The sequence below is a fragment of the Hyphomonas sp. genome (assembly GCF_040882205.1).
Taxonomy (GTDB): Bacteria; Pseudomonadota; Alphaproteobacteria; order Caulobacterales; family Hyphomonadaceae; genus Hyphomonas.
The window spans coordinates 1-4,549 of the sequence record NZ_JBBEBT010000151.1 but is presented as its reverse complement, the minus strand read 5'-3'; the positions used below and the strand labels follow the sequence as shown (position 1 = coordinate 4,549).

At 67.0% G+C, this 4,549-nt stretch carries 3 protein-coding genes; all 3 read right to left on the bottom strand.

Annotation, left to right across the window (positions count from 1 at the left end; translation table 11 throughout):
* Positions 1–2,474: error-prone DNA polymerase (locus WEA77_RS06100; RefSeq protein WP_368066982.1), on the bottom strand; the 2,474-nt coding region annotated here is incomplete at its 3' end.
* The gene (locus WEA77_RS06095; RefSeq protein ID WP_368066981.1) at positions 2,471–3,958 is read right to left on the bottom strand and encodes a DNA polymerase Y family protein; all 1,488 of its coding nucleotides are present in this window, start codon (positions 3,956–3,958) and stop codon (positions 2,471–2,473) included. The genes WEA77_RS06100 and WEA77_RS06095, both read right to left, overlap by 4 nt.
* Positions 3,915–4,549: ImuA family protein (locus WEA77_RS06090; RefSeq protein WP_368066980.1), on the bottom strand; the 635-nt coding region annotated here is incomplete at its 5' end. The genes WEA77_RS06095 and WEA77_RS06090, both read right to left, overlap by 44 nt.

Sequence of the window (4,549 nt, the reverse complement as noted above, 5' to 3'; positions counted from 1 at the left end):
CGCCAGACCGCATCGATGGCGCGGTAGCCATTGCCGCGCGCGGCGGCGAGCCAATGGCCGTCTTCTTCCCGGATACCCTTCACCTGCCGGAAGCCGAGGCGGACGGCGAGCGAGCCGTCCCCTGCAGGCTCCAGCACAGTGTCCCAGAAGCTCGCCTCGGCGCAGACAGGCAGGACCGTGACGCCGTGCGCGCGCGCATCCCGGACGATCTGGGCCGGCGCATAGAAGCCCATGGGCTGGGAATTGAGGAGCGCGAAGCAGAAGACTTCCGGATGGTGGCATTTGAGCCAGGAGGAAGCATAGACCAGCAGCGCAAAACTCGCCGCATGGCTTTCCGGAAAACCGTAGCCGGAGAAGCCTTCCAGCTGGCGGAAGCATTGCTCCGCAAAAGCCTGGTCATAGCCCTTCGCGAGGCAGCCTGCGATGAAACGCTCACGGAAGGCTTCGACAGAGCCCGGCCCCCGGAAGCTTCCGAGGGCCCGTCTGAGCTGGTCGGCTTCGCCGGGCGAAAACCCGGCGGCCACAACCGCGATCTGCATCGCCTGTTCCTGGAAGAGCGGGATACCGAGCGTCTTGGAGAGCACGGGCTCAAGATCCGCAGACGGATAGATGACGGCCTCTTGCTTGCGGCGGCGGCGGATATAGGGATGGACCATGTCGCCCTGGATGGGCCCCGGCCGGATGATCGCGACTTCAATGACGAGGTCATAGAACGTCCGCGGCCGCATGCGCGGCAAGAAGCTCATCTGGGCGCGGCTTTCGACCTGGAAGACACCGACCGTATCGGCGATGCAGAGCATGTCATAGACTGCCGGGTCCTCCTGCGGGATCGTTGCCAGCGTATATGACTTGCCTTTCCAGGTCCGGACCAGGTCGAAGGCCTTGCGGATACAGGTCAGCATGCCGAGCGCGAGCACGTCGATCTTCAGCATGCCGATGAGATCGATATCATCCTTGTCCCACTCGATGATGGTGCGCTCATCCATGGCGGCGTTCTCGACCGGGCAAAGCTCGTCAAGACGTCCGCGCGTGATCACGAACCCGCCGACATGCTGGGAGAGATGCCGCGGAAACCCGATGATCTCGCGGGTCAGCGCCAGTGTCTGGCGCAGGCGCGCATCCTTCAGGTCGAGGCCGGCCGCCCGGGCCCGCTCAGCGGCGATGGCGCTATTGCTGATCCCCCAGACCTGGCTCGACAGGGCCGAGACCGCATCCTCCGAAAGCCCCATCGCTTTTCCGACCTCGCGGATCGCGGCGCGGCTGCGGAAATGGATGACCGCCGAACAGATGCCGGCGCGGTGACGGCCGTATTTCTCATAGATATGCTGGATGACTTCCTCGCGCCGCTCATGCTCGAAATCGACATCGATGTCGGGCGGCTCGCCCCGCGCCGCAGAGACGAAACGTTCGAAAACCATGGAGATCGTTTCAGGTGAGGCTTCGGTGATGCCGAGGGCGTAACAGACCGCCGAGTTGGCCGCCGATCCCCGTCCCTGGCAGAGGATGTCCCTCGACCGCGCGAAGGCGACCACGTCATGAACGGTGAGGAAGTAGCGGGCATAATCCAGCTGCGCGATGAGGGAGAATTCTTTCTCGATGAGCGCGCGTACCTGCGGTGTCTCGCCGTCCGGATAGCGCCGCTTCAGCCCGTCCTCCGTGAGCCGGCGCAGCCTGTCCATCGGCGGCTGGCCGCCAGTGACCTCGTCCGGGTACTCATACTTCAGCTCATCCAGCGAGAAGGTGCAGCGCCCGGCGATCAGCCCCGCATTGCGCACCGCGTCCGGATAGTCGCGAAACAGGCGGCGGATTTCAAATTCCGATTTCAGGCGGCGTTCGCCGTTCGGCAGGGCGAGGCGTCCGAGCCTGTCGATGGTCGTGCGCTCCCGGATGCAGGAGAGGATATCGGCCAGCGCGCGGCGCTGGCCTGTGTGCATCAGCACGTCGCCGGCGGCGACAAGCGGCGCGCCGGTCTCGGCTGACAACCGCGCGCGCGTCGCGAAGCGGGCTTCATCCTCCCCGTCATACCGCGGCGCCATGCCAATGAAGACGTTCTCCCCGAAGGCGGCCTTCAGGTCCCGCGCGGCGCGGCCTGCAGGATCGCTGCCCGCCACGATCAGCACATTGCCGGCGCCCCATTCAAGGACATCCGCCAGAGTGATCTCGCATTGCCCTTTCACGGTCCGGCGCTTGCCGAGGGTCAGGAGACGGCAGAGCCGCCCATACCCTTCGCGCGTGATGGGATAGGCCAGCAGGTCCGGGCCGTCCGTCAGGACCAGGCGAACGCCGACGATATAGCGCAGGCCCACCGCGCGCGCGGCGGCATGGCCCCGCACGATGCCGGCGAATGTATTGCGGTCGGTGATGGCCATGGCTTTCAGGCCGAGCGCGTGCGCCCGCGTGACAAGTTCTTCGGCGTGCGAGGCGCCGGTCAGGAAGGTGAAGTTGCTGGTGACGAAGAGTTCGGCATAGCTCATGGCAGCCGGCCCGCAACAAACCAGTCCGGCCCGGCCCCGCCCGGATAGTTCACAAGCCAGAGGCGCGGGCCTTGCCGGGTCTGCACCCGCCAGTAATCCCGCACCCGCCGGTCGCCTTCGCGCCACCAGTCAGGTGTGAGCCGTTCGGGCCCCTCTGCCGTGGATGTCTCATAAGGCTGCCGGCGCCAGGTGAACTGCAGCGGGGGGCGCCCTGGCGTCTCGATCCTCATCGGCTCCGCAGGATCATAGAGCCGCACCGGACGCAGGCGCGGCCCGGCCTTCCAGGCAAGGTCCCGGGGAGGGTTCATGGCCTCGGCGGTGGTGAACTCTCGCTCCGGCAGATGGCTGTCCGCCGGCAGGAAGAGCCGTACACGGTCAAAGCCCAGCCGGTTGCCGAGCGTCGAGACGAGGTCAGACCAGCCCTCCTCTGTCTCTGCCCCCCCATCGAGGGTTCGCTGGCGCGGATGCAAGGGCTCGACCAGCTCAGCGACAAGCCGCAGCAGGTCCGCCCCGAATTCCACCTTCAGCTTGTCCAGCGGCGAGCGGAACTGTTGCAGGACGGCGCCCGGCGCGCAGGCCGGCTTGGCAAAGCCGGCCACCAGCACATGGTCGCCGGTATCAACGCAGCGAACGGTCAGGACGAAGCGGCGGGCGCCAAGGCCGGCGGCTGCAAGACGCGCGCAGATCGCTTCTGCAAGGCGCAGGACCACCCCCTCGAAATCTGCCAGGTATCCGATCGGCTCAGGCAAGGTCGCGCGCGCAGACCAGACGGGCTCTGCCCGGCTTGCCGCGACCGGCTCGGGTGTCTGGCCGAGCGCCCGCTGGAGCCTGGATGTCACCTCCAGCCCGAACCGGCGCGCCAGTTCGGAAGACCTGATCTCATAGAGTTGGCCGATGGTCTGGAGCCCTGTCCGCCTGAGCTCATGGGTGAGGGCGGTGTCCAGGCCAAGGGCGGCCAGGGGCAGATGGCCCAGCAGCGCCCTCACCTCACCCGGCGGGGCGATGTCATCCGGCGCGCGTCCAAACCGGGCGAGCGCCCAGGCTGCACCCTTCGTGTCGGCAATGCCGGTCTGCGCCGCGACCTGCAGGTCAGCCAGCTGCGCGCGCAGGCGCGCCGCCATCGCCCGCTCGCCGCCAAACAGATGCGCGCAGCCGGTAATGTCCAATACCAGCCCGTCGGGCGGATCGATGGATATACGCGGGGAGAATATGTCCGCCCACCGATGAAGCGCGCGCAGCAGGGCCGCCTCTCTCGCCGGACTGGAGGGCTCGCTCAGGAGGCCGGGGCAGATGGCACGGGCATCCGTGAGCGAGAGCCCCGGTGTCAGCCCCGCTGCGCGCGCTGTCTCAGAAAGGTGGGTCAGCCGAAAGGCATTCCGGATCTCGGCGACAATGGCAAACGCACCGTGGACACGGCCGTCACCAAGGCGCACGCGGCGATCAAGCGGAAGCTGCGGAAACCAGAGGGACAGCGCACGGCGCATCGTCATTCCCAGCCCATGTGACATGCCAGCGCCCGCCCCGTCCGCGCCTGTTCTTGATGCAGGCCCAGTCCCATCCCCCGCCCGGAGCCGCCTGGCAGTGCCAGCGGGTCTCGGCGGCAGAGGTCTGTGGAGCCCTGTGAACGAGGATGAGGCCGAGCGCGCCATACTCCTCGGCGGCGATCTGGAGCCTGCGGCTCTCCTTCAGATCCGGCCCGTCCTGGATCTCGGCAATGACGCAGGGCGCGCACCGCGCGCGCAGCGCCTGCTCCGCCGCCCAGAGGATTTCTGTCCGGTTCACCCCTGTCGCCAGGATCAGCCGGGCCGGGTCGAAGAAAGACTGCACCCCGGTTGGCGCGACAGTCCTGACAGCCTCTGGCAGGCCCGCCCAGATCACAGGCCCTTTCAGGCGCGACACAGCGAGGGCAGCAAACATGACTGCACTGTCGCCGAGGAGTTCGTGCACCCGTCCTCTGGACAACAGGACAGGCCCGAACAGCGAAACCCCGCCATACCCGGCCGGATGGCAGGTGTCCGCCGGTTGCATGGCCGGATAAAGGGTATGGGGGGCACGGACTGACATGTTCTTCTTTT

Coding starts and splice junctions, on each gene's coding strand:
- WEA77_RS06095 (WP_368066981.1), bottom strand. CDS start 3,958: ATGCGCCGTGCGCTGTCCCTCTGGTTTCCGCAGCTTCCGCTTGATCGC.